Raw genomic sequence first — 23,716 nt, 5'->3', positions numbered from 1 at the left:
ATATGCGCAGAACCCTCTCTCGTCTCCGATTCCGGCGTGGAGCAGCGGCAACTGAACAGCAAGGACATATCCGGGCCCTCGATGCGTGCACCGCGCCTATATGGGGTGAAGGTACGTCTGCTCGGTTAGCATCGGATGATGTTCCCGTGAGAAATTGATTCAAAAAAAACCGGCTTCTTTATGCGCGTATTGGCATTGAACATATAATTTTACGGCCTCCCCCGATTCGGTCCGGCAGGGAGCACCCCAGAAATGCAATGCGTTTCCATCCGAAAATGGTCTTTTTGGCCAATCTCGCCGTCAATCTGCACATTTGCTTGTGCGGCGACCTGCAGGTCGCCTCCGCGCAAACGCTTGCTTTCCTTGATATTGGCCAAACCGGGACCCGACGCGAAGCGGTGGACTGAGCACCCGAAGAGTGTGAAGAAACCAGGACCCGCCCCGCAGGGGTGGGACTGAGCACGCACAGCGTGTGAAGAAAAATCCTCATTTCCGGATTGGAAACCGGGTTCTACCGGGAAATTGTTTCCGGATGGGATCTAATGCGGAAACTTCCAAGTCGAGTGACTTGAACACAAATCTTTTAAATTCCTTATACCAACAAAACAATCGACGGGTTAAATGTGCTGAATCATACAATTAATAGGAGATTGAATTGCAAAGCTTCAGCATAGATAAAGATCTTATATTGAAAATTCTTAACCAAGCTAAACCTCTCGGCCATCACACCGACAAAAGCAACCTGAATCTTGGATTCGGTTTTCTATATTACGGACTCGTGAGGTCGCTGCGACCGAAACATGTCGTTATCATAGGATCCGGCTATGGATTCAGTGTTGTCTGCATGGCTATTGCAATGATAGACAATGCTGTTGGCAAAATGAGTTTTATCGATCCATCATATAATTTATTAAAAGACGGACCTATCAAAACGATGGGTGGGCGAGGCAATTGGAATAACCCAGAAGATGTAAATGCACTTCTAAATCAGTTCGACATTGCTCATATTGTAAATCATTACAAAATGACATCGGAACATTTTTTCAATCACTATGAGAATTATAATCTGCCTTCAATAAATCTTGCATTCATCGATGGGAACCACTCATTCGAAAATGTCCGCTTCGATTTTATAAACGTTCTAAAAAGGTCCAAAAAGAACAGTTATATTCTTCTGCACGACACCAATATTTATATGCGGGAAGCCATAAGGAATACGGGAGTCAAAAGATGGCTGAAATACGTGAAGGCTAATAAATATATCGAAGTGGTCGATTTTCCCTATTCCTCCGGGGTGGCGATTACACGGGTACTGAAGGTCGAGGCATGGAAATATTTGCCCGAATAACCGTGGCTGGTCTTTTTATTTTGGGAACATGCCTGGGCGTCTTCGCTTATTGGCGTTATGCCTGGTTTTTTCGCAATCCCCCTCGGCGAACGCCGACTGGACCGAACGTGGTCAGTCCCGCTGACGGAACGGTTGTGTATGTGGAAAAGATTTCTCCATCAAGGCCCGTTATTTGTATAAAACAAGGCCACAGTGTAAGCGTGAATGAAATCGTAAAAGAGGATCTTGAACATACGAAGGTCATTATCGGCGTTTTCATGAGCCCCTTCGATGTGCACTATAACCGCGCTCCCATTTCCGGGAAGATCGATTTAATCAGGCATCATCCCGCCAAACGCAAAAATCTCCACATGGGACGTATGCATTTGCGAACCCTCTTCAAACGTTTGCCACTCTATGCAAACAGTCTTCATATCGTTGAAAATGAAAGGACGGTCACGATGATCCGAGGCTCTTTCAAAGAGACGCCTATCGCGTGCTATGTCGTTCAAATCGCCGGAGGTTCGGTCTCAGGAATCGACCAATTTTTCCACGAAGGTCAAGATCTGGAAAAAGGGGAGATCTTTGGAATGATTCGCATCGGATCGCAAGTCGATCTGGTCGTGACTTGGAATGACAGCATGAAGATACTGGTCAACCCCGGGGATAGAGTCCGCGCCGGTGAGACCATCTTCATCGCTTGAATGCCGCTCAGGAAGGATTTCTGATGCAGATATCGAGGCGACTCGGCGCATGAAGATGGCGCTTGCATCATTTTCGTCTGGCAGGGATCTCCAAGAGCATCCCGCCGGAAGGCTTCATCCATTAAGAGCCGTTTCCCAAACCGGAAATGAGGATGGTTCTTTAGCGGCTTCAATGCAGCCAGCCCCACCGCTTCGCGCCGAGTCCCGGTTTTGCCACGCCCAGGAAATCAGCCATTTGCCGAAAGGCCATCCCCAAGCCGCCTTGCAAGCAACGCTTCAGATCGATGCGGGGATCGGCCGAAAAGACCTTTTCCGGATAGAAACCATGGAGGATTGAAATGGAACCGATGCCACTGAAGGCTGATCTGCACGTTCACTCGAAATATTCGAAACGGCCTTCCGAATGGATCCTACGTAAGATCGGCTGCTCTGAGAGCTACACCGATCCGCAAAGACTGTACCAAACAGCCCGTGAAAGAGGCATGCATTTCGTCACGATCACCGACCACAACACGCTGTCTGGGAGCCTGGAGATCGCCCATTTGCAGGGGACCTTTGTCAGCGAGGAGATTACCACCTATTTTCCCGAAGATCGCTGCAAATTGCACGTACTCGCCTATGACGTGACTGAAGCACAGCATGCGGATATTTCCCGCCTCAGGGAAAATGTCTATGATCTGGTCGACTATCTGAACAAAGCGGGTATTCTGCATGCCCTCGCCCACCCGCTCTATGCCGTGAACGACCGGCTGAACCTGGAAACGATCGAGAAAATGCTGCTGCTCTTCACGCATTTCGAAGTCAACGGATCACGGGATCGGCACCAGAATGCCCGTGTCAAGGCAATCGTTCAGAAAATCGCGAAGGTAGACATCGAGCGCCTTGCGGATAAAACCGGGATCAAACCCGTTGGAAGAGAGCCCTGGAAAAAGATCCTGATAGGCGGGTCTGATGACCACTCCTCCCTAACGGTCGCGCGCACCTATTCGGAAGTGAAAGGGACATGCTCCAAAGAGATCTTTCTCGAGTCGATCCGCATGGGACACGTGACCGTTGCGGAGTGCGCCTCGACCCCCAAGACCATGGGGCACAACCTATACAGTATAGGCTATCAGTATTACGGCAGCCGGTTCGATCTGCACAAGGCCGTAAATCACGAACCCTTTCTACGCTTTACGGACCACGTGCTCACACCCAGACGGGACCGATCGGAGGACGGACTCCTGCGGCGCCTGAGGCAGGTCGCTTGGAATCTTCGCCGGCCGGGCGCACGGACGATTCCCGGGACATCAAGGCTCCAGGACATGCTCCTGAAAGAAGCCAGGGAGGTGATCTTCCGAGACCGTGTACTGAAACAGGTCCTGGAACGAGAAGTCATTCATCTCGAGCAGATGGACGAGGTGTGGTTCAGCTTTGTTAACCAGATCTCAGAAAAGGTGATCAAGAAACTGGCCGATTCGATTTTCGACAATCTTTCAGGCGCAAACGTCATCGATATTTTTCAGATGATCGGTTCTGCCGGATCCCTATACACCCTCTTGGCGCCCTATTTCGTGTCCTATTCCCTCTTTACCAAAGACAGAGAGTTCGCGCGCCGATGCCAGAGCGATCTTTTCGAAAACCGGAAGAAAGATCGAAAGCGATTAAAAATCGCCCACTTCACAGATACGTTTTACGAGGTGAATGGTGTGGCTCTGACCCTGCAGATGCAGCTTCAGATGGCCCTCAAGAATCACAAACAACAAACTATCATCACCTGCGACGTCAGGCCCGACGTATCCGGCGTCGTCAACTTCGCGCCGATCGGCGTCTATGAAATGCCGGAATACCCTGAGCTTAAATTGTATTACCCCCCCCTGCTGAAGATGCTCAACGCCTGCTTCGAGCAGGAATTCACCCATATCCACTCGGCCACTCCCGGCCCTGTGGGCCTGGCGGCACTGGTGATCGCACGCATTCTGCGCCTTCCTTTGCACGGCACCTACCATACCGCCCTGCCCCAATATGTGATGCACCTGACAGAGGACAGCGCGATGGAGGACCTGATGTGGCGGTACATGATCTGGTATTACAACCAGATGGAGGCCATCTATGTCCCATCCAAAGCGACCGGTGAAGAACTCGCCTCCCACGGCATTCCACGCGAAAAGCTGCGTTTTTACGACCGTGGCATCGATATCGAGCGTTTTCATCCTTCGAAACGCAACGGCTTTTTCAAGAAGCGGCTGGGGTTGACGGCCGACGCCATCAAATTGCTGTACGTCGGGCGGGTTTCTCGGGAAAAGAATCTGCCGTTCCTCGTCGAGGTCTTCAGACGTGTGGCCGCCCAAATGGAAGACGCTCATCTCGTGGTGGTCGGAGACGGTCCTTATCTGACGGAGATGCGCCGTGCGCTTGCCGGCTTCAACGCCTCCTTCATGGGCTATCTGGAGGGGGAAGACCTAGAGCAGGCCTATGCTTCGAGCGATGTCTTCCTTTTCCCATCGACGACGGACACCTTCGGCAACGTGGTCCTCGAAGCGCAGGCATCCGGGCTACCCGTCATCGTTACGGACTCCGGAGGCCCGCAGGAAAACGTGATCCCAGGAGAAACCGGCACCGTCGTACCGGCCGGAGCAGACTGCACGCCCTTCGTGCGTGCGGTCCTCGAGATCATAAACGACCGCGCAAAACTTACGGCCATGAAGGCAAAGGCCCGCGCATATATGGAAAACCGGTCATTTGAATCGGCCTACCTTCAGCAGTGGAACAGTTACCGCCATTGACTGCGGTCTAACGGCGTGTTGCAGAAACCGTTTTGCGCAAGTTGCTGAAAGAAAATTGTATCCAACGATTGCGAAATCCCGTGGAATGAGATGCACATACAAGTGCACCGCAGGGACACGGCATGAACGTGAAGCAGCAGACGGACGTCTTTCAGCAGCCTACTCATTGCTGCAGGGCGAACACGCCGTGCGCTTGGGGGTTGGACGTCAGGTGAAGGCGACAAAATGGGGCGGCCCTACCCCCGAGTCCAACCAAGTCTGTGCACCCGAGAGCAGAACCCGCCCATAAAAAAAGGACTCAGGGGATCTCCCTAAGTCCTTGATTCTACTGGAGGCGGCAACCGGATTCGAACCGGTGAATAACGGTTTTGCAGACCGCTGCCTTAGCCTCTTGGCTATGCCGCCCTCTAAGTGACAGAAGGGCTGATGGTTAGATCAGCCCCGTCGCTTGCGCTGGAGCGGGAAACGGGACTTGAACCCGCGACAATCACGTTGGCAACGTGAGGCTCTACCAACTGAGCTATTCCCGCTTGGTGAGCCTTCATTCTACATCACAGGGGACGTTTGTCAACAAAAAATCTGCGACCCGCCCGGCTCCGAAAATCAGACCTCCGAGCGCACAAACAGTTTCCGAAAATGGCTGAAGTAGTCCCATCCGGACCAGAGCGTCAGAATCAGCGCCACATAGAGCAACATCAGGCCGAGAAAATGAAAATCAATGCCCAGGTAGGCGTAGTGGAGGCACAGGCCCGCCAGGGACACGGATTGAAAGATCGTCTTGTACTTGCCGAGCGCGCTTGCCTGGATGACGATGCCCTCGCTGACCGCGATCGCCCGCAGGCCTGTGATCGCCATCTCCCTTGCAATGATGAGCATCACGATCCAAAGGGGGATTCTGTCCAGCGGAATCAGCGCGATCATGGTCAGAGAGATCAGGATCTTGTCCGCCAACGGGTCCAGAAACTTCCCAAAAACCGTCACATTCCCGTATTTTCGGGCCAGGAAACCGTCCAGAAAATCCGTGACCGAAGCCAGGCCGAAAAAGAGGGCGGCCAGAAACGCCGCCATCCTGCCTTCGAACTGGAGACAGAGAACCACCAACGGGATACAGGCGAGCCGGAACCCGGTCAGGGCATTCGGCAGATTGGCGATCCGTTTTTCGGCTTCGGCTGGCACCTTCGTCCCTCTGGAATCTTGACAATCTCTTGCAGGAGATTGCCCTCAAAGCAGTTTTCAGTCCCCGACCCTGCAGTATTGCAGGTAGAATTTCTTCACACGCGCGATAAAATCGTGGGTTTCCTTGAAGGGCGGCACGCCCTGGCATGCCATCACCCTTTCAGGTCCGGCGTTGTAGGCCGCCAGCGCGAGAACCGTATCGTTGTTGAAACGCTTGTGCAATTCGCTCAGGTAGCGCACCCCGCCGAGGATGTTCTGCTCGGGGTCGAACGGATTCATCACGTCCAGATCCACAGCGGTCGGCGGCATCAGCTGCATCAGCCCCTGCGCACCCTTGTTCGAGACCGCCCGGGAATTGAAATTGCTTTCGGCCTTGATGACCGCCTTGATCAGCTCTGGCTGCAGGTTGAAGCGCCTGGCCGCCCGATGGATGATGGCATCGTAATCCTGAGGACGTTTGGCGGCTACCCGTTTTCCGCTCCGGATATACGGTTTGTGACGCTCGCTTTTTTTGATGTTGGTAAAGTGAACCACACCGTTCTTGTCGACATAGCGGTAGATGTCCGCCATCGCGGCACCAGTCCATGCCAGAAACAGGATGATCCCTACCGCGAGCCCACCGATCCTGCAGGACGTTCTCCCCATGGGCCTACCCCATCTTGCGCCAGTCCGCGAGGAACTTCTCCAAACCAATATCCGTCAAGGGGTGTTTGATGAGCTGTCTGATCACGTTGAACGGGATCGTGGCGATGTCAGCGCCCATCATCGCCGCATCCACGACGTGGGTCGGATTGCGCACGCTCGCGACGATGATCTCGGTCTCGAACCCGTAATTGTCATAAATGGTGACGATCTGCTCCACCAGGTCCATTCCGACATGGCTGATGTCGTCGAGACGCCCCACGAAGGGGCTGATGAAGGCCGCTCCGGCCTTGGCGGCCATCAGAGCCTGCACCGGTGAAAAGCAGAGGGTGACGTTGACATGGATTCCTTCGGCCGACAGGATCTTGACGGCCTTCAGCCCCTCCTCGATCATCGGGATCTTGACCACGATGTTGTCGGCGATCTTGGCCAAATCCCGAGCCTCCTTGAGCATGCCGTCCTTTTCTACGCTGATGACCTCGGCACTCACGGGCCCATCCACAATGGAGCAGATCTCTTTGATCAACCCCTTGAATTCCCGTTTCTCCTTGGCCACCAGAGACGGGTTCGTCGTTACCCCGTCCACCATTCCAAGGGCATGGGCCTGTTTGATCTCGTCAATATTCGCCGTATCGATAAAAAACTTCATCTAGTGTTCCCCTCTCTCCCTAAAGGTATGTCCATCCGGAAACGGCCGTTTTCATCATGAGATACACTTTATCAAGAAAATCAAAATCTTGCGCGCAGATCCCGTGGCAAACGTGCGGATTGGCACCGAGATTGGCCAAACAGACCATTCCCGAATGATGTTATATAAGCAAGATCTGCGCCAACAAAACCCATCGAAACCGCATCCTGCCGAACTACAGAGACTTTTCAGTCCGGCTCTTCTCCTTCTCAAAGCGATCCGCGCAGGCCTCGCTGCAAAAAAAGTGGTCTTTTCCACCGATGTTGCGCTTCACGGCCTGGCGCACCGGAACATAGGTCCCGCAAAAAGGATCCTGCACCATCTCGTCGACCTGGCCGCCTGGGGTATCATAGGTCTGCGTCCTTTCCGCCGGCGGCTGGATCATCTTCCGGAAAAAACGGTATAAGATATAGATCAGTAATGCAAGGAGCAAGATGCGCATCGGATCATTCCTCCAGCGCAGAAACGGCCTGTTCACCGCTAGGCAGCCGATCCAGGAGAGCCTGCACGGTCATGTTCAGCACCGGATGCACCCACTCCGCCGCAAGTGCCGCAAGCGGGGCAAGCACAAACCGTCGCGTGTGCATCAGCGGGTGGGGGACCGAAAGATCCGCTTCGTCGATGACCTCCTTCCCGAAAATGAGGATATCGAGATCGATCGGCCGGGAATCCCATTTCTTCAAGCGGACACGCCCCATGCCCGCTTCGATCGCCAGCAACGCCTCCAGCAGCCTGCGCGCCGGGATCTCGACCTCGAGTTCTGCGACGGCATTGACATACCAATCCTGACCAACCACGCCGACCGGCTCAGACCCGAAAAAAGGCGAGACCGCCGCGACCCGGCACCCGGGGATCTGGTTCATCCGCTCGACAGCCAGGCGGCACTGCGCGGTCTTGTCACCCATATTCGAGCCGATACCGACGAAAACTGTGCTGGAACCCGGCATATCTCAGCCCTCCGCCTGGGGGGGCCGTCGGTCCGCCCTGTCATCCGCAAGCCGCGCGTGCCTACCCCGCGCGGAATCGCCGTCCAGGCCCCTTCCGCTCCCCCGATACCTGTATCAGCCAACGGTCGGCCCGCCTCCGAGGGGCATCCGCCCCAGGCCGGTCACAACCGCGGCAGGATGCTCCGGCCTCAAAGATTCAGTTTCTGAAGACGCTCGATGGCCTCGGCCAACCGTTCACGGTTCTGGGTCAATGCGATGCGGAAATAGCCTTCGCCAGGCTCACCGAAACCGTTTCCGGGCGTCACCACCAGGCCCGCTTCCTCCAGCAACCGGGTCGCCACTTGGGCCGATGTGTAGCCTGCAGGCACCTCGACCCAGAGATAGAACGTCGCCCTCGGGACCCGCAGCCTGAAACCGGCCTTCTCGAGGCCTTTTACCATCAGATCGCGGCGGCGGGTGTAAACGGTCCGCATTTCGTCCACACAGGCTTGATCCCCCGCGATAGCCTCGATCCCGGCCATCTGGACGGCCTGAAAGACCCCCGAGTCGATGTTGCTCTTGATCGCGCCGAGGCCGTCCACCGCCTCCCGATTCCCCACCGCAAACCCGATCCGCCAACCGGTCATGTTGTAGGTCTTCGAAAGGGAATGAAACTCCAGCCCAACGTCCTTGGCCCCGGGGACCTCCAGAAAGCTCGGCGGCTGGTACCCGTCGTAGCCCATCTCGGTGTAGGCGGCATCGTGGCAGACAATGAGGTTCTTGTCCTTCGCAAAGGCCACCACCCTCTCGAAAAATGCCCTGTCGGCCACGGCGGCCGTGGGATTGTTCGGGTAGTTGATGAACATCATCCGGGCGCGCCCCGCCACTTCGCCGGGGATCGCATCCAGATCGGGAAGAAAATCGTTCTTCTTCAGCAACGGCATGAAATACGACTCCCCGCCGGCAAACATCGTCGCGATGTGATAGACGGGGTAGGCCGGCGTGGGAACGAGCGCCACATCCCCCGGATCGATGAAGGCCAAGGGGAAATGCGCGATGCCTTCCTTGCTTCCGATCAGGGAAACCACCTCGGTTTTTGGGTCCAACTGAACGCCAAACCGCCTCCCGTACCACTCGGCGACCGCCTCTTTGAAGCCGCCCATCCCCGAATAGGACGGGTAGCGGTGATTTCCGGGATCTTCAACCGCCTTCTTGAGAACCTCGATAATGTGCGGAGGGGTCGGCAGATCGGGATCCCCCACGCCCAGATCGATGATATCCACGCCGCGGGCCTTCACCTCGGCCTTCTTGCGGTCTATTTCCTTGAAGAGGTAAGGCGGGAGGCGCTTGAGGCGCTCCGCCCTTTCAAATCGTTCCATAAGCGAAAAAACTCCAATCCCTGCAGATTTACAGATGCCTCAACCCCAGCACATCCTGCATGTCGTAAAGCCCCGGGGTCTGGCGCACCACCCAGTGAGCGGCCCTGACAGCCCCTTTGGCGAAGTTGTCGCGATTGTGCGCCCGGTGCGTCAACTCGAGCCTCTCACCGATCCCGCCGAACATGACCGTGTGCTCGCCGGTGATGTCTCCGGCCCGCCAGGTCTGGATCCCGATCTCGTCATCCGTGCGCGGCCCGATGATGCCTTTCCGTTCGTAGACCCCCACTTTGTCGAGGTCTTTTCCCTTCGCATCGGCCAGCACCTGCGCCAGGCGCATCGCCGTGCCGCTCGGCGCGTCCTTTTTCAGCCGGTGGTGGACCTCGAGGATCTCACAGTCGAACCCCGCCCCGAGGATCCGGGCCATCTCCTCCGCGATCCGGAACATCACATTGACGCCCACACTCATGTTCGGGGCCATGACCGTGCGCGTCCGCCGCCCAAGGTCCTGCACCTCGGCCAGCTGGGCGCCTTGAATCCCCGTCGTTCCGATCACCACGGCCAGGTTCTTGGAAACGGCAAAGCGCAGATTGGCCAACGTCCCCTCCGGAGCCGTGAAATCGATCAGGACCTCGCCGCGCGCAGCGGCCGCTTCGAGGGATCCAACGATCGGCACCCCGGTTTCTCCCAGCCCGGCTACGGCTCCGGCATCGGCGCCCACATCGGGGTGGCCGGGCCGCTCGAAGGCCCCGGCCAGCGCCGCCTCGGGGTCTTCATGAATCATGTGGATGATGCGCTTTCCCATTTTGCCGGCTGCGCCGGCAACGATTACCTGGATCATCTTCCTGGACTCCTTCTGGACCCTGGCAGGGTCTGATTCGCCTCGGCCCGGGCGCCCCCTCGATAGGGAACGCCGGCAGCTGTCCGGCCTGGAAGGGAGGACCGGCTTCACCGCGGGCACTACGCCGGCCGGACGCTCCCGGATCGATCCGTCAGATCAATCCATAGGACTCGAGGGCCTTTTTGAGCTTTTCACGGTTGGCCGGGGCCATCGGGCACAACGGCAGCCTGAACTCCTCCTCGATCATCCCCATCATCGCCAGGGCGGTCTTGACCGGAATCGGGTTGGTCTCGTAGAACATGGCCTTGCACAGAGGCAGCAGTTTGTAGAAAAGCGCCTGCGCCCCGGGGATGTCCCCCGTCTCCCAGGCCTTGATCAGGCCGGCGGTGTCCTTCGGCGCGATGTTGGCGGCCACCGAGATGACCCCTTTCCCCCCCAGGGCGAGAAGCGGCAGGGTCACGTTGTCATCCCCGGACAGAAGGGTGATCCGGTCTCCGACCAGTTCGACGATCTCGGCCATCTGGGCCAGGTTGCCCGAGGCCTCCTTGATGGCCACCACCTCCGGGAACTCCGCCAGCCGCGCCACGGTCTCAGGCAGCAGATTGACGCTCGTCCGGCCCGGCACGTTATAAAGAATCATGGGCAGGGACACGGCCTCGGCGATGGTTTTGTAGTGGCGGTAAAGGCCCTCCTGCGTCGGCTTGTTGTAGTATGGGGTCACCTGCAGGGAGGCGTCGGCCCCCGCACGCTTCGCGTGCGCGGTCAGTTCGACGGCCTCCATGGTGCTGTTGCCCCCGGTGCCGGCGATGACCGGAACGCGCTTGTTGACCGCCTCGATGGTGATATCGATGACGCGGTTGTGCTCTTCCACATTCAGTGTGGCCGATTCCCCGGTCGTGCCGCAAGGGACAATCGCGCTCGTCCCGTTTTCGATCTGAAATTCTATCAACCGCCGAAAGGCGTCTTCATCCACCTTGCCGTCTTTGAAGGGTGTCACGATCGCTACGATGGATCCCTGAAACATGGCTCTCCTCCTAGAAATCTGCAGTACCTGAAAATGATCGATGGACGGACACGCGGCCTGTCCTGTCGCCCCTTTGTCCGAGCCTTTTGGTGATGCGCACGCCGGCTGCGGGCGCCCGACACCGGGGGTCAGAGGGCCTCCGCATCCAGGGTGGCGCGGTAGATGACGGCCGTGTTCCCCTCGAGCCAGACCCTTTCGAAAACATCCCCCTGCCGCTCGAAGTGGATGATCAGGATCTCACCCCCGCGGGTCGCCACCTCGACGGGGGATGCGACCTCCCCCCGCACCGCCGCCGTGAGGGCCGAGGCGATCGCCCCGGTCCCGCAGGCGAGTGTCTCGTCCTCCACCCCGCGCTCGTAGGTCCTGAGCCTCACGCTGTGGCGCCCGAGGACCTGCATGAAATTCGCGTTCGTACCGGCCGGCGCAAAGTGCGCGTGATAGCGGACCGCCCTCCCGTGCTCGACCACGGGGTGCCGTTCGAGGTCTTCCACGTGCACCACCACGTGGGGCACCCCGGTGTTGACGAAGTCCACCCGCTCCCAGCCCGGCTGCAGGTCGATCCCGACATCGAGGGTCAGCCCTTTCGGCCGGGGCATCAGGACCTTGACCGTACGGCCGCTCACCTCGGCCGAAACCGGACCGGCGAGCGTCTCGAAGGTCATCCGGGGGCCGGCGATCCCCTTTAAATGCGCGAAACGGGAGACGCACCGTCCGCCGTTGCCGCACATTTCCACCTCCCCGCCGTCGGCGTTGAAAAAGCGCCAGGCGAAATCGCACCGGTTCGAAGGCACCACGAAGATCACCCCATCCGCCCCGACGGACTCCCGCCGGCGGCAGACCCGCTCCACCAGGCGGCCCATCTCGGTTTCAGCGACCACCCCTTCGCGATTGTCGATGAGGATGAAGTCATTGCCGCTGCCGCTCATTTTCCAGAATTCGATCGTGTTCATCGCTCTCGGACGCACCGCATGCCGCGCTCCGTTCCCTCCGGATCAGGCCGGCTCCCCCGGGAGGCTCTCGCCCCGAACCAGGTCTTCGAAGGTCTCGCGCCGGCGGATGACGTGAAAGATCCCGCCCTGAACCATCACCTCGCAAGGCCGCGGCCGCGAGTTGTAATTGGATGACATGCTGAACCCATACGCGCCGGCGCTCATGACCGCCAGCAGATCCCCGGGCTCGAAGGCCTCCAGTTCCCGGGCCTTGGCCAGGAAATCCCCCGACTCGCAGATGGGGCCCACCACATCGGCCGTCAGCCTCGGCCGCTCCCGGCGGGCAACGGGCTGAATGGCATGGTATGATTGATAGAGGCTCGGCCGCATCAGGTCGTTCATCCCGGCATCCACCACGAAAAAATGCTTCTGCCCGGTCGTTTTCGTGTAGAGCACCCGTGTCACCAGGATCCCGGCATTCCCGACGATCACACGGCCCGGCTCTAAAATCAGGGTCACATCGGAGCCCGCGAGGGTTTGCTTCAGCGCCGCGGCGTATTCCTCCGGGGGCGGCGGCGTCTCCCGATCGTAGGTGATCCCCAGCCCCCCGCCGATGTCGAGGCACCGGATCCGGATCCCGGAGGACCGGAGGGCATCCATCAGCCCGAGGACCTTCCGGAGGGCGTCCACAAAGGGCAGGACCTGGGTCAGCTGGGAGCCGATATGACAGGAAATCCCCATCACCTCGAGATGGGCCAGGGAAGCCGCGCGGGCATACTCCGCGGGCGCATCGTCGATGTCGATGCCGAATTTGTTCTCCTTGAGGCCCGTCGAGATGTACGGGTGGGTCTTGGGGTCCACGTCCGGATTAACCCGGAGGGAAATGGGGGCCCTCTTGCCCGCCCGCCGGGCCACCTCATTCAGGCGGTCGATCTCCTGAGACGATTCCACGTTGAACATGAGGATCCCGGCCTCCAGCGCATAGGCCAGATCTTCCTCGCTCTTGCCCACCCCGGAATAGACGATCCGTCCGGGCTCGATCCCCGCCCTCTGTGCACGGTAGAGTTCCCCCCCGGAGACGATATCCACCCCGCCGCCCTCCCGGGCGAAGAGGTTCAGGATCGCCCCGTTGGAGTTCGACTTCATGGAGAAGCAGGTCAGGTGCTTCAGGCCGGCGAAGGCCCCGTCAAACGCCCTGAAGTGCCGCTTCAGCGTAGCGTGGGAATAGAGGTAGAACGGCGTCCCCACCGCCTCGGCGATGTGGGCGACAGGCACCTCCTCGCAAAACAGTTCATCCTGGACATAATTGAAATGATGCATTCGCTCTCAACATCTTTCTCGAGGCGCCCCGAAACAGGCTTCCCGGCGCACCCCGGTTCATCACCGGCCTCCCCGCCGCCCGACCCCACAGGGAGAGGGCCCGGGTCTACGCCCTCAATATCCGGGCATGACGCAAGAAACTTCCCCGCAGACCGCTGCGCAGAAAAGGACAGGAGACCGGAACCGCAGGGGTTTCATTCGGCCTCCCGCAGCACCATCCTCAACCGCTCCGATGCCGGACCCAAACGGCCGTCGGGGGCGATCAGCCGGATCTCGAGATAGTGGACCCCTGGACTGGGATGGATGTTCACCCGGCTCTCGAAGATCTCTCCCTTGACAACGGTGCCCCGGATCTCCCGGTACCCGTGGTAGGAGACCGGACACCCTTCGCAGGGCGCGGCATCCAGGGCGAAATGGGCATAGTACACACGGCACCCGGCCACCTGCCCGGGATGAGGCTGCCTCTCCTGCGTCAGGACCTCCCCGGTCAGGGTGAGCACGCCCTGATGCCAGACGGCCTCGGGCTGGGTCACCACCAGGGTGAAAGGGGCCTTGGGCAGAAACGGCGGCCCCTTCTTGCCGCAGGCCGCGCCGGACAGGATTACCGTCAAAAAGGCCAGCCACCATAACGGCTTCAAAACCCCTTTCACGACACCCACTCCTTCCGTGCGGCGGCCAAGGCCTCCCGCACGCGCTCGGGACCCGTGCCGCCGGTCAGCTTCCGCCGCGCCACACACGCCTCGGCGCTGAGCCACCCGTAGACCTGCTCGTCGATCACCCGGCTGAAGCCTTTCATCTCATCGAGCGGCAGATCGTGGAGTTCGAGGCCGCGCTCCATGGCGTGCAGGACCATCCTCCCCACCACGCCGTGGGCCTCCCGGAACGTGACCCCCTTGCCGACCAGATAGTCGGCGAGGTCGGTCGCCACCAGATAACCCTCCGCAGCCGCCGCCTTCAGGCGCTCGGCGTTGAAGGTCACCTCCCTCAGCAGCCTCGCCATGATCTCCAGGCAGAGGGTCAGGGTGTCGGCGGCATCGAAGAGGCCTTCCTTGTCTTCCTGCATGTCTTTGTTGTAGGCGAGCGGCAGCCCCTTCATGGTGGTCAGGAGCCCCATGAGGTGGCCGTAGACCCTGCCGGTCTTGCCGCGGATCAGCTCCGGCACATCCGGGTTCTTCTTCTGCGGCATGATGCTGCTCCCGGTGCAGAACCCGTCCGAGATGGTGATGAACCCGAATTCCTGGCTCGACCAGATGATCAACTCCTCGCTCATGCGGCTCAGGTGCATCATGACGGCCGCCGCCGCAAACAGGAACTCCAGGATGAAGTCCCGGTCGCTCACCGCGTCCATGCTGTTGCGGCTGACGCCTTCGAAACCGAGCTCCCGCGCCACGCCCTCCCGGTCCAGAGGAAAGGTGGAGCCGGCCAGGGCCGCGCTCCCGAGAGGCAGCACATTCACCCGCCGAAGGCCTTCGGTCAGGCGCGCCCGGTCCCGCCCCAGCATTTCGACATAGGCCAGCAGGTGGTGCGCCACCAGAACCGGCTGCGCCCGCTGCAGGTGCGTGTAGCCCGGCATGATGAGGTCGACGTTCTTCTCGCCGAGTTCGATCAGGCTTTCCTGGACCCGGCCGATCAGGGCGATGGTCTCGTGGATGACGTCCCGTACGTAAAGGCGGATATCCAAAGCCACCTGGTCGTTCCGGCTCCGGCCGGTATGAAGCTTCTCCCCGAGGGCGCCGATCCGCTCGATCAGGTTCTTCTCCACCAGGGTATGAATATCCTCGAAATCCTCGCTGAAAGGGATCTCCCCGCGCTCGATGCCGCGCTTGATCTCCCCCAGGGCCTCGATCATGCGTGCGGCCTCCTCCTCCTGGATGATCCCCTGCCGGGCGAGCATCCGCGCATGCGCGACGCTCCCGAGGATATCCTGGGCGTAGAGGCGGCGATCGAAACCGATGGAGGCATTGAAACGGTTCACGAGGGTGTCGGTCTCCTCCTTGAACCGCCCTCCCCATGTCTTGCGGACCATGACGGCTGTTCCTCTCTCGAATCGTCTCCCGCGCCCCCGGCCGGCGCCATGCCGCCGCCGGAGGCCGTTCGATCAGCGTTTCTCCAGCAGGCGCGCGATCTTCAACCGCAGCCCGCTCAGGCGGATAAAACCCTCCGCATCCTTCTGGTTGTAGACCTCGTCCCCTTCGAAAGTCGCGAAATCCGGATGGTACAGGCTCGCCTCGGACTTTCTTCCTGCGACCGTGCAGTTGCCTTTGTAGAGCTTCAGCCTGACGACCCCGCTCACCCGCTTCTGGGACAGATCGATCATCTGCTGGAGCATCTCCCGCTCCGGAGCGAACCAGTACCCGTAGTAGATCATCTCCGCGTAGCGTGGAACGAGCCCGTCGCGGATGTGCATCACCTCCCGATCGAGCGTGATGGACTCCATCGCCAGGTGCGCCGCCCGCAGGATCGTCCCGCCGGGGGTCTCGTAGACGCCCCGCGATTTCATCCCGACGTAGCGGTTTTCCACCAGGTCCACCCGGCCGATGCCGTTCGCGCCGCCGATTTCGTTCAGGTGCGCCAGGAGGCCGGCCGGTGTCATGGCCTTGCCGTCGACCGCCACCGCATCCCCCTCCCGATAGGTGATCTCCACGTAGGTGGGCCGGTCAGGGGCCCTTTCCGGCGACACCGACAGCACGAACATGTCCTCGGGCGGCTCGCTCCAGACATCCTCCAGGATCCCGCCCTCGAAGCTTATGTGAAGCAGGTTCCGGTCGCTCGAGTAAGGCTTTTCCTTCGTCACAGGGACGGGGATCCCCTTGCTGCGGGCGAAATCGATCAGATCCTCCCGCCCCCTGAACGTCCATTCGCGCCACGGGGCGATGATCCGCATGCCGGGTTCGAGCGCCATGTAGGCGAGTTCGAACCGGACCTGGTCATTGCCTTTGCCCGTGGCCCCGTGGGAGACGGCGTTGGCGCCCGTCCGGCGCGCCGCCTCGATCTGCCCGCGGGCGATGAGGGGCCGCGCAAGGGAGGTCCCGAGGAGGTAGGAGGACTCGTAGATCGCGTTGGCCCTGAGGGCGGGCCAGACGTATCCGCTGACGAAATCCTCCCGCAGGTCTTCAATGATCACCTCGTCGGCACCGGTCTCGAGGGCCTTTTCCCGAATCCCGCCGAGTTCCTCTCCCTGTCCCAGATCCGCAGCATAGGCCACCACCGGGCACCCGTACGTTTCTTTGAGCCAGGCCAGGATCACGGAGGTGTCGAGCCCCCCGGAATAGGCCAGCACGATCTTCTTGATATCTTCAGCCAACGTCGTTCTCCCTTGTATGTCAGCCGCTGACAGCGGCGGTTATCATCACCCCTCCAACCCGACCGGGGGGACGCATCCCCCTGCGGTCGCCCGGCCGCTCAACACGGATGAAACCCCTCTGGAAAGAGATCCAGGAGACCGTTCGTCATGCTCCGTTGTCAAGGCCTTTTCGAGCCCCGCCGGAGCGGCGGATCCGAATCTGGCCTCACGCCAGCAGGAGGGTCTCGAGCAGGGCCTGATGCAGGTACATCTTGTTTTCGGCCTGGTCCAGAACCACCGAACGGGGACCGTCGAGCACCTCGGAGGCGATCTCCTCCCCACGGTGGGCCGGGAGGCAGTGCATCACGATGACATCCGGGCGGGCACGCGCCACGAGCGTTTCATTGATCTGAAAACCGCTGAAATCCTGCAGTCTTTTTTCCCGTTCGGCGTCCTGCCCCATGCTGGTCCAGACATCCGTGTTCAGCACGTCCGCCCCCTGCACCGCTTCGGCCGGATCGGCTGTGAGCCGGATATTGGGTGCACCGTCGCCCAGGATCTCAGGCTTCGGCGCATACCCCGGCGGGCAGGCCAGGACCAGTTCGAAGCCCAGTTTGCGGGCCGCATGGATCCAGGAATGGGCGACGTTGTTGCCGTCTCCCACCCAGGCGATCTTGAGGTTCCTGACCGAGCCCTTCTTTTCCTTGACGGTCATGAGATCGCTCAAGATCTGACACGGGTGATAGAGGTCCGTCAGGGCGTTGATCACGGGGATATCGGCCCAGCGTGCCACCTCTTGCACCCACTCCTGGGAATAGGTCCGGATCGCCAGGACGTCCAGGTACCTGGAAAGGACCTGCGCCGTGTCCTTCAAGGCCTCGTTCCGGGAAAGCTGGGTATCGTGACGGCTCAGGAAGATCGTCCCCCCTCCCGCTCGGAGCATGGCCACTTCGAACGAAACGCGGGTCCGCGTGGAGGCCTTGTCGAACATGAGGCCGAGGGTGTAGCCTTCCAGCGGCCGGCGGCGCGCATCCCGGCCGCCTTGCTTCAGCGTCAGGGCCTGCTGGATGACATCCATGATCTCGTCCGGGGCCCAGTCTCTGATGGTCAAAAAGTCCTTTTTTTTCATTTGTTTTCCACCCTGAATGACCCGGATCTGCTAGCCGGGTGACGCCACGCTTCCGAGGATCCGGTCGAGGGCCTCGACCAGTTGATCGATCTCCTCTTTCTTCACGATCAGCGGCGGGACGAACCGGAGGATCCTGTCCTGGGTACAGTTGATCAGAAAACCCTCATCCATACAGGCCTTGACGATCGGGCCGCCCGGAACATCGAGCTCCATCCCGACGATCAACCCGATCCCCCGCACCTCCTTGACGAATCCATACCTGTCTCGCAGGGCCTCGAGCCGTGACCTGAAATATCCCCCCGCCTCACGGCAATGATCGAGCCAACCATCCTCGAGGATGCTCGTGAGAACGGCCCTGGCGACCGCGGACACCAGCGGTGTGCCGCCGAAGGTCGTGGCATGACTGCCCGGGCCGAAGGCGGGTGTCAAGGCCTCGCGGGCCAGCATGGCCCCCATGGGCAGGCCGTTGGCGAGCGCCTTGGCAAGCGACATGATATCCGGCGCCACCCCGAAATGCTCGTGTGCGAAAAGCCGGCCGGTCCGCCCCATCCCGACCTGGACCTCGTCGTAGATCAGGAGCGTGCCCCGTTCGTCGCACAGGCGCCTGACCCCCTCGAGATAGCCCGGCGACGGCACCACCACCCCGCCCTCGCCCTGGATGGGCTCCAGGATGACGGCGCAGACGGTCCCGTCCACCGCCTGCGAAAGGGCCTCCAGATCGTTGAAGGGAACGAATTTGAATCCCTGCAGGAGCGGGTCGTACCCCTTCTGGATCTTGGCCTGGCCGGTCGCCGAGAGGGTCGCCATGGTCCTCCCGTGAAAGGAATTCGCCATAGAAACGATGTGATAGCGCTCCGGGCCGTATTTTTCATGGGCCCAGCGCCGGGCAAGCTTGATGGCGGCCTCGTTCGCCTCGGCCCCGCTGTTGCAGAAAAAGCACCGGTCCGCGAAGCTGTGCTCCACCAGCAGCCGCGCCAGTTCCGCCTGCGGCTGCGTGTAGTAGAGGTTGGATACATGCACCAGCTTTCGGGACTGCTCCTCGAGGATCCGCGTCACCAGCGGCGAGCTGTGTCCAAGGGCGCAGACGGCGATGCCGCCCACGAAATCCAGATAGCTCTTCCCGGCCTCGTCCCAGACCCGGCAGCCTTCACCCCGCACGAGGCAGATAGGAAACCGGGCGTAGGTCGGAAACATAAATCGATCAGCCAAAGCGATCGTCGGCTGTTCCGTTTTGTTCTCTTCCGTGCCTGACATGGTCATCTTCCGATCTTTCAGTTCGTTCCGTTTGGTTGGTTTGCGTTGCGGTTCAGGGGACGATCTCCGTCCCCACCCCTTCCTTGGTGAAGATCTCGAGCAGGATCGCATGCTCCTGGCGCCCGTCGATGATGTGCGTCTTGCGGACCCCGCCCTTGAGGGCGTCGAGGCAGCAGTTGACCTTCGGGATCATCCCTCCCTTGATCACTCCCCGGCCCATCAGCTCACGCGCCTCGCCCTCTTTCAGGGTCGAAAGAAGGCCGCCCGACTGGTCCAGGACCCCGGGGGTATCGGTCAGGAGGATCAGCTTCCGGGCCCTGAGGGCCGAGGCCACCGCACCGGCCACGAGGTCGGCGTTGATGTTGAAGGTCTCCCCCTCCGCACCGCCGCCGACCGGCGCGATGACCGGAATGAAGGCATCTTCCATCAGCTTGAGGAGGATCGTGGGGTCCACCGCCGTGATCTCCCCGACGAGCCCCATATCGATCAGTTCGGGGGGCTGATCCTCCCCCCGGCTTTTGAGGTATTTCATGCGCTGGGCCGTCACCAGCTGCCCATCCTTGCCGGAAAGCCCGACAGCGCGACCCCCGTTGGTGTTGATGAGGGTCACGATCTCCTTGTTGACCTTCCCGACCAGGACCATCTCCACCACGTCCATCGTCTGAGGGTCGGTGACCCGCATCCCATCGACAAAGACCGGCTCGATCGACAGACGCTTCAGGAGTTCGCCGATCTGGGGGCCGCCGCCGTGGACCACGACCGGGTTCAGCCCCACGTACTTCAGCAGGATGATATCGAGCGCGAAGTCGCGCTTCAGCTTTTCGTCCACCATGGCGTGCCCGCCGTACTTGACGACGATCGTGGCGCCGTTGAAGCGCTGGATGTAAGGCAAGGCCTCGATCAGGACCTTGGCGCGATCGGACTGGGTAATCATAGGATGTACCTGCTCAGGTTTTCGTCTTCGAGGATGTCCGCGAGCTTCTCGCTCACCGTTTCCCTGGTGATGGTGACCAAATCTTCCTCCATGTCCGGCGCCTCGAACGAGATCTCGTCCAGGAGCTTTTCCATGATCGTCGCCAGGCGACGCGCGCCGATGTTCTCCATCTGCTCGTTGACGCGGTTCGCCATGTAGGCGATCTCCCGGATTGCGTCGTCCTCGAAGTGCAGTTCGATGCCCTCGGTCTCGAGAAGTGCCCTGTACTGCGTAATGAGGGCGTTCCGGGGCTCGGTCAGGATGCGGTAGAAGTCTTCCTCCGAGAGGGAATCCAGCTCCACGCGGATGGGGAACCGGCCCTGCAGTTCCGGGAGGAGGTCCGAGGGCTTGCTGACATTGAAGGCCCCGGCGGCGATGAACAGGATGTGGTCGGTCTTGATCATCCCGTACTTGGTGATGACGGTCGAGCCCTCCACGATGGGCAGCAGATCCCGCTGCACGCCTTCGCGGGACACGTCCGGCCCGTAGCCCGACTCCGACCCCGCCACCTTGTCGAGCTCGTCCAGGAAGATGATCCCGTTCTGCTCCGTCATCCGCACGGCCTGCTCGATGACCTTGTCCATGTCGATCAGGCGCTGCGATTCCTCCTGGAAAAGGATCTCCAGGGCCTCCGGGACCTTGACGCGCCGTTTCTTCTTCTTGGCCGGGAAGAGGTTGCCGAAGACCTCCTTGATGTTGAACTCCATCTCCTCCATGCCGCCGCTCGAGAAGATCTCCACCATCGGAAGCTGGGTGTCCTGGACCTCGAGCTCCACGTAGCGCTTGTCGAGCTTGCCGTCGCGCAGCATCCGGCGCAGTTTTTCCCTCGTGGAGGACTTCTCGGCGCTGTCCACGCGGACCACCTCGAGGATCTTCTCCTTTTCGCCCTCCTCCTCGCGCACCTCTTCCTTGCGCTTGGGGAGCAGCATGTCGAGAAGCCTTTCCTCGGCGAGCTCCCGGGCCTTGCTCTTGACCTTTTCCTGCTCCTGCTTCTTGGCCATGTTGACGGCGAGTTCGGCGAGGTCGCGCACGATCGACTCCACATCACGGCCCACGTAGCCCACCTCGGTGAACTTCGTCGCCTCCACCTTGAGAAAGGGGGATTCAGCCAGCCGGGCCAGCCGCCGGGCGATCTCGGTCTTTCCGACCCCCGTCGGGCCGATCATGATGATGTTCTTGGGAGCGATCTCGTCACGCAGGTCCCGCGGCACCTGTTGGCGGCGCCAGCGGTTCCTGAGCGCGATGGCCACCGAGCGCTTGGCCTGGTCCTGGCCGATGATGTACTTGTCCAGCTCGGAAACGATCTCTCTCGGCGTGAGCACTTTCATCCTCGAATCTTTTCGACCTCTCATCCTGTCGCCCGGTTCCCCCACAGACCGCCCGCAACCCCAGGCACCGCCTCGCGAAGCGCTCCGCAACCCGGCGGGGGTCCTTCCATGCCTGCTCCGCCCCGGCTGCCTCAGGGCTGGAGTTCATGCACGATGATCTGTTCGTTCGTATAGAGGCAGATGGATGCAGCGATCTTCATCGACTCCATCGCAATGGTCTTCGCGTCGAGGGGCGAATGCTGCACCAGGGCCTGGGCGGCTGCCAGGGCATAGGGCCCGCCGGAGCCGATGGCGGCCACCGCCTCGTCCGGTTCGATCACGTCGCCCGTTCCCGAGATGATCAGGGTGTGCTCCTCGTCCATGGCCAGCAGCAGCGCCTCCAGGCGGCGCAGGATCCTGTCCGTCCGCCAGTCCTTCGCCAGCTCGACCGCCGCTCGGGTGAGATTCCCGCGGTATTCCTCGAGCTTGCCCTCGAGGCGTTCGAACAGGTTGAAGGCGTCGGCCGCGGCGCCGGCAAAGCCGACCAGCACCTGGTCATCGTACATGGGCCGCACCTTGTTGGCCTTGTGCTTCATGATGGTGTCCCCGAGGGTCACCTGCCCGTCCCCGGCCATCACCGCGCGGCCGTCCTTTCGGACAGCCAGGATCGTTGTCGCTCGTATGTCTTTCATCTGGACTCCATTCGCATCCCCTGGATCTGCCTCGACGTCCAGAGGCTGTCCAGCCCTCGGGAAAACCCCCGATCTTCGGTCGGCATCGGATCGTCAGCGGCTCCGGGGATGCGCCTTGTCATAGGTCTCCATCAGCTTGTCCAGGCTGACATGCGTGTAGCGCTGGGTGGTGGAAAGACTTGCATGGCCCAGCAGTTCCTGAACCGACCGCAGATCCGCCCCGCCGTCCAGCAGATGCGTGGCGTAGCTGTGCCGCATCGAATGCGGGCTGATCTCCGAAGGCAGGCCGGCCTCGAGGGCATAGCGTTTGACGATCCGCCCGACGCTCCGCGCCGTAAGCCGCCCGCCCCGGGAATTGATGAAAAGCGGCGCCCTGCGGTCATCCCCCCATCGCCCTTGCCTGAGAGGCCGTGTGGCCGCAAGATATTGATCCACGGCCCCCAGGGCCTGACGGCCGATGGGGACGATCCGCTCCTTGCCACCCTTGCCGAGGACCTTCACCAGGCGCTCGTCGGCATCCAGGCTCCCGATGTTCAGCCCCGCCAGTTCGCTGACCCGGAGCCCGCAAGAGTAAAGGACCTCCAGAACGGCCAGGTCCCGCAGACCCAGAGGAGTCTGTGCAGCGGCGTTCTCGAGGAGCCGGAACATGGCATCGACCGGCAGGTAATGGGGTATGCGCTTTTCCATCCGGGGCGACGAAAGATCGGCGGCCGGATTCTCCGACAAATATCCGTTCCGCTCGAGGAACCGGTAGAAGGACCGGATGCTCGAAAGCTTTCTCGCCATACTGGACCGTTTCAAACGGCCGTGCATTTCAGCCACGTAGCGGCGCAGCAGATCGGGTTCGACCGGAGGGGCTTCGGGTGGCCGGCCCACCGGGCCGCTCGCCCCTCCGCTGTGCTCCTTCGCCAGGAATTGGATGAATTGATCCAGGTCGATCGTGTAATTTCGCAGGGTATGGGGAGAGTAGCCTTTCTGATCCCGCAAATAATCCAAAAAACGCGCTTTCAGCTCCCCGATCGACACGCCTCGCCCCCCGAAATCCTGCGCCCGTCCAGGACGATTTCATTTTTTCTAAAAAAATGTGTATATTAACATCTTTCGCAGAATTGGCAATTAAAAAATAGGAGCGCTCATTCTGGGCTTGACTTTGAATCGGGCATTGATGTAGTTTCTCTGACCAAACGCTTTAATTTCCTAGCCTTTCACCTCAGGTTGAACATTCCGGCCCTGGAGGGCGGTCTCTAAGCGCCTGAGAAAAGAGGCTCGATTCCGGATATGGCTCATCTTTGCGTCCCGTCTTCACCGGCTCCCCTCGATCTGCGTCGTCCCTTCTCCGGGGTGGAATCCGGGCCGGTTG

Annotated in this window: 24 protein-coding genes and 2 tRNA genes; 4 read left to right on the top strand and 22 right to left on the bottom strand. The window is 60.3% G+C overall.

Annotated features, from left to right (window positions below; all coding sequences use genetic code 11):
* Nucleotides 1-209: 209 nt before the first annotated feature.
* A complete protein-coding gene (locus H567_RS29245) occupies nt 210-377 on the bottom strand; it encodes a hypothetical protein (RefSeq protein ID WP_208598311.1) in 168 nt (55 codons plus the stop codon).
* A gap of 278 nt (nt 378-655) precedes the next feature.
* On the opposite strand from H567_RS29245, the gene H567_RS0101905 reads away from it, so the two are divergent.
* From H567_RS0101905 to H567_RS0101890, 4 genes are read left to right on the top strand one after another with little or no spacing between them, the layout of a single operon-like run.
* Entirely contained in the window at nt 656-1,348 is a 693-nt protein-coding gene (locus H567_RS0101905; RefSeq protein ID WP_208598310.1) for a class I SAM-dependent methyltransferase, read from the top strand.
* Entirely contained in the window at nt 1,327-2,031 is a 705-nt protein-coding gene (locus H567_RS0101900) for a phosphatidylserine decarboxylase (RefSeq protein ID WP_035253025.1), read from the top strand. Before H567_RS0101905 ends, H567_RS0101900 begins: the two co-directional genes overlap by 22 nt.
* Before the next feature lie 49 nt (nt 2,032-2,080).
* A complete protein-coding gene (locus tag H567_RS28330; protein WP_153306008.1) occupies nt 2,081-2,368 on the top strand; it encodes a hypothetical protein in 288 nt (95 codons plus the stop codon).
* A gap of 1 nt (nt 2,369) precedes the next feature.
* Nucleotides 2,370-4,796, top strand: a complete 2,427-nt coding sequence (locus H567_RS0101890) for a glycosyltransferase (RefSeq protein ID WP_028320095.1) — start codon at nt 2,370-2,372, stop codon at nt 4,794-4,796.
* A gap of 329 nt (nt 4,797-5,125) precedes the next feature.
* Here the strand turns inward: H567_RS0101890 and H567_RS0101885 are convergent.
* The 21 genes from H567_RS0101885 to xerC all read right to left on the bottom strand — a co-directional run bounded on the left by H567_RS0101885 (nt 5,126) and on the right by xerC (nt 23,382).
* Nucleotides 5,126-5,201, bottom strand: a tRNA-Cys gene (locus H567_RS0101885).
* 49 nt (nt 5,202-5,250) lie between these two features.
* Nucleotides 5,251-5,326 (bottom strand) — tRNA-Gly (locus H567_RS0101880).
* 73 nt (nt 5,327-5,399) lie between these two features.
* Nucleotides 5,400-5,972, bottom strand: coding sequence for a CDP-diacylglycerol--glycerol-3-phosphate 3-phosphatidyltransferase (gene pgsA / locus H567_RS0101875; protein WP_028320094.1), 573 nt, complete (start codon nt 5,970-5,972; stop codon nt 5,400-5,402).
* Between the two features lie 57 nt (nt 5,973-6,029).
* Entirely contained in the window at nt 6,030-6,617 is a 588-nt protein-coding gene (locus tag H567_RS0101870) for a lytic transglycosylase domain-containing protein (protein ID WP_035253020.1), read from the bottom strand.
* Nucleotides 6,618-6,621: 4 nt separating this feature from the next.
* Nucleotides 6,622-7,263 (bottom strand): fructose-6-phosphate aldolase, encoded by a 642-nt coding sequence (gene fsa / locus H567_RS0101865; RefSeq protein ID WP_028320092.1) that lies wholly within the window; start codon nt 7,261-7,263, stop codon nt 6,622-6,624.
* 214 nt (nt 7,264-7,477) lie between these two features.
* Nucleotides 7,478-7,744: a PP0621 family protein gene (locus tag H567_RS22540; protein WP_035253017.1), complete on the bottom strand. Its 267-nt coding sequence runs from the start codon at nt 7,742-7,744 to the stop codon at nt 7,478-7,480.
* 4 nt (nt 7,745-7,748) lie between these two features.
* Nucleotides 7,749-8,249 carry a 2-amino-4-hydroxy-6-hydroxymethyldihydropteridine diphosphokinase gene (gene folK, locus H567_RS22535; RefSeq protein WP_035253013.1) on the bottom strand — a complete coding sequence of 167 codons (501 nt, stop codon included), beginning with the start codon at nt 8,247-8,249 and terminating at the stop codon, nt 7,749-7,751.
* A gap of 188 nt (nt 8,250-8,437) precedes the next feature.
* The gene (locus H567_RS0101850) at nt 8,438-9,607 is read right to left on the bottom strand and encodes an LL-diaminopimelate aminotransferase (RefSeq protein WP_028320091.1); all 1,170 of its coding nucleotides are present in this window, start codon (nt 9,605-9,607) and stop codon (nt 8,438-8,440) included.
* A gap of 28 nt (nt 9,608-9,635) precedes the next feature.
* Complete coding sequence (dapB, locus tag H567_RS0101845) at nt 9,636-10,445, bottom strand: 4-hydroxy-tetrahydrodipicolinate reductase (protein WP_028320090.1); 810 nt, start codon at nt 10,443-10,445, stop codon at nt 9,636-9,638.
* A 151-nt stretch (nt 10,446-10,596) separates the two neighbouring features.
* The gene (gene dapA / locus H567_RS0101840) at nt 10,597-11,469 is read right to left on the bottom strand and encodes a 4-hydroxy-tetrahydrodipicolinate synthase (RefSeq protein WP_028320089.1); all 873 of its coding nucleotides are present in this window, start codon (nt 11,467-11,469) and stop codon (nt 10,597-10,599) included.
* Nucleotides 11,470-11,597: 128 nt separating this feature from the next.
* The gene (gene dapF / locus H567_RS0101835) at nt 11,598-12,419 is read right to left on the bottom strand and encodes a diaminopimelate epimerase (RefSeq protein WP_028320088.1); all 822 of its coding nucleotides are present in this window, start codon (nt 12,417-12,419) and stop codon (nt 11,598-11,600) included.
* 42 nt (nt 12,420-12,461) lie between these two features.
* A complete protein-coding gene (gene lysA, locus H567_RS0101830) occupies nt 12,462-13,718 on the bottom strand; it encodes a diaminopimelate decarboxylase (protein WP_028320087.1) in 1,257 nt (418 codons plus the stop codon).
* Between the two features lie 194 nt (nt 13,719-13,912).
* Nucleotides 13,913-14,368, bottom strand: coding sequence for a hypothetical protein (locus tag H567_RS0101825; protein ID WP_028320086.1), 456 nt, complete (start codon nt 14,366-14,368; stop codon nt 13,913-13,915).
* Nucleotides 14,365-15,744, bottom strand: a complete 1,380-nt coding sequence (argH, locus tag H567_RS0101820; RefSeq protein WP_028320085.1) for an argininosuccinate lyase — start codon at nt 15,742-15,744, stop codon at nt 14,365-14,367. Before argH ends, H567_RS0101825 begins: the two co-directional genes overlap by 4 nt.
* A gap of 72 nt (nt 15,745-15,816) precedes the next feature.
* The gene (locus H567_RS0101815; protein WP_028320084.1) at nt 15,817-17,022 is read right to left on the bottom strand and encodes an argininosuccinate synthase; all 1,206 of its coding nucleotides are present in this window, start codon (nt 17,020-17,022) and stop codon (nt 15,817-15,819) included.
* 205 nt (nt 17,023-17,227) lie between these two features.
* On the bottom strand, nt 17,228-18,130 hold the full coding sequence (gene argF, locus H567_RS0101810) for an ornithine carbamoyltransferase (protein WP_035253011.1): 903 nt from the start codon (nt 18,128-18,130) through the stop codon (nt 17,228-17,230).
* Nucleotides 18,131-18,160: 30 nt separating this feature from the next.
* Entirely contained in the window at nt 18,161-19,384 is a 1,224-nt protein-coding gene (locus H567_RS0101805) for an aspartate aminotransferase family protein (protein ID WP_035253180.1), read from the bottom strand.
* 52 nt (nt 19,385-19,436) lie between these two features.
* Nucleotides 19,437-20,318, bottom strand: a complete 882-nt coding sequence (gene argB, locus H567_RS0101800) for an acetylglutamate kinase (protein ID WP_028320081.1) — start codon at nt 20,316-20,318, stop codon at nt 19,437-19,439.
* Entirely contained in the window at nt 20,315-21,685 is a 1,371-nt protein-coding gene (gene hslU / locus H567_RS0101795) for an ATP-dependent protease ATPase subunit HslU (RefSeq protein ID WP_028320080.1), read from the bottom strand. Before hslU ends, argB begins: the two co-directional genes overlap by 4 nt.
* 131 nt (nt 21,686-21,816) lie before the next feature.
* Complete coding sequence (gene hslV, locus H567_RS0101790; protein WP_028320079.1) at nt 21,817-22,356, bottom strand: ATP-dependent protease subunit HslV; 540 nt, start codon at nt 22,354-22,356, stop codon at nt 21,817-21,819.
* Between the two features lie 93 nt (nt 22,357-22,449).
* Complete coding sequence (gene xerC, locus H567_RS0101785) at nt 22,450-23,382, bottom strand: tyrosine recombinase XerC (protein ID WP_208598309.1); 933 nt, start codon at nt 23,380-23,382, stop codon at nt 22,450-22,452.
* Between the last annotated feature and the right edge of the window lie 334 nt (nt 23,383-23,716).

Origin of the sequence: Desulfatiglans anilini DSM 4660, from assembly GCF_000422285.1 — a bacterium.
GTDB classification, from domain to species: domain Bacteria; phylum Desulfobacterota; class DSM-4660; order Desulfatiglandales; family Desulfatiglandaceae; genus Desulfatiglans; species Desulfatiglans anilini.
Note: the sequence above shows the minus strand (reverse complement) of the source record. Positions and strands in the feature narration are given on the sequence as shown.

What these genes read in the sequence shown, in the direction of transcription:
- H567_RS0101900 (WP_035253025.1), top strand. Translation starts at nt 1,327, where the DNA reads ATGGAAATATTTGCCCGAATAACCGTGGCTGGTCTTTTTATTTTGGGA.
- argH (WP_028320085.1), bottom strand. Translation starts at nt 15,744, where the DNA reads ATGGTCCGCAAGACATGGGGAGGGCGGTTCAAGGAGGAGACCGACACC.
- hslU (WP_028320080.1), bottom strand. Translation starts at nt 21,685, where the DNA reads ATGAAAGTGCTCACGCCGAGAGAGATCGTTTCCGAGCTGGACAAGTAC.
- H567_RS28330 (WP_153306008.1), top strand. Translation starts at nt 2,081, where the DNA reads ATGAAGATGGCGCTTGCATCATTTTCGTCTGGCAGGGATCTCCAAGAG.
- dapB (WP_028320090.1), bottom strand. Translation starts at nt 10,445, where the DNA reads ATGATCCAGGTAATCGTTGCCGGCGCAGCCGGCAAAATGGGAAAGCGC.
- H567_RS0101890 (WP_028320095.1), top strand. Translation starts at nt 2,370, where the DNA reads ATGGAACCGATGCCACTGAAGGCTGATCTGCACGTTCACTCGAAATAT.
- hslV (WP_028320079.1), bottom strand. Translation starts at nt 22,356, where the DNA reads ATGAAAGACATACGAGCGACAACGATCCTGGCTGTCCGAAAGGACGGC.
- dapA (WP_028320089.1), bottom strand. Translation starts at nt 11,469, where the DNA reads ATGTTTCAGGGATCCATCGTAGCGATCGTGACACCCTTCAAAGACGGC.
- lysA (WP_028320087.1), bottom strand. Translation starts at nt 13,718, where the DNA reads ATGCATCATTTCAATTATGTCCAGGATGAACTGTTTTGCGAGGAGGTG.
- H567_RS22540 (WP_035253017.1), bottom strand. Translation starts at nt 7,744, where the DNA reads ATGCGCATCTTGCTCCTTGCATTACTGATCTATATCTTATACCGTTTT.
- argF (WP_035253011.1), bottom strand. Translation starts at nt 18,130, where the DNA reads ATGAAAAAAAAGGACTTTTTGACCATCAGAGACTGGGCCCCGGACGAG.
- H567_RS0101850 (WP_028320091.1), bottom strand. Translation starts at nt 9,607, where the DNA reads ATGGAACGATTTGAAAGGGCGGAGCGCCTCAAGCGCCTCCCGCCTTAC.
- H567_RS0101870 (WP_035253020.1), bottom strand. Translation starts at nt 6,617, where the DNA reads ATGGGGAGAACGTCCTGCAGGATCGGTGGGCTCGCGGTAGGGATCATC.
- dapF (WP_028320088.1), bottom strand. Translation starts at nt 12,419, where the DNA reads ATGAACACGATCGAATTCTGGAAAATGAGCGGCAGCGGCAATGACTTC.
- argB (WP_028320081.1), bottom strand. Translation starts at nt 20,318, where the DNA reads ATGATTACCCAGTCCGATCGCGCCAAGGTCCTGATCGAGGCCTTGCCT.
- fsa (WP_028320092.1), bottom strand. Translation starts at nt 7,263, where the DNA reads ATGAAGTTTTTTATCGATACGGCGAATATTGACGAGATCAAACAGGCC.
- folK (WP_035253013.1), bottom strand. Translation starts at nt 8,249, where the DNA reads ATGCCGGGTTCCAGCACAGTTTTCGTCGGTATCGGCTCGAATATGGGT.
- H567_RS0101805 (WP_035253180.1), bottom strand. Translation starts at nt 19,384, where the DNA reads ATGTCAGGCACGGAAGAGAACAAAACGGAACAGCCGACGATCGCTTTG.